This is a genomic window from Anaerotruncus sp. DFI.9.16 (assembly GCF_024461615.1).
GTDB lineage: Bacteria > Bacillota > Clostridia > Oscillospirales > Ruminococcaceae > Anaerotruncus > Anaerotruncus massiliensis.
Map to the genome: position 1 here is coordinate 1 of NZ_JANFZX010000169.1, position 243 is coordinate 243.

The following is a 243-nucleotide window of genomic DNA, read 5'->3' on the forward strand; positions in this document are numbered from 1 at the left end:
TTGACCGATGACCTCTTCCAATGAAGCAATCATTTGTTGTAAAACAAGACGGGAGGCTTTAGGGTGATCGAGTGCCTGATCGATTCTGAATGAAGCGTAGCGTCCTTGTTCGACGGTCGCTTCCAGTTTAGAGGTTGCATTTTCTATTCGTTTCCGGTACATTCGGCTAATGGCTGCCAGGGCTGTATTGTCGAGCCATACTTTTCCGCGACATACCGAAGCGGCTAATTCATAACGACTTTT

General features: G+C 46.9%; 1 protein-coding gene. It reads right to left on the reverse strand.

Going from position 1 to position 243, the window contains the following annotated elements; genetic code table 11:
* Positions 1 to 243, reverse strand: a 243-nt coding sequence (locus NE609_RS17415) for a hypothetical protein (RefSeq protein WP_256153252.1), incomplete at both ends; no start/stop codon positions are given.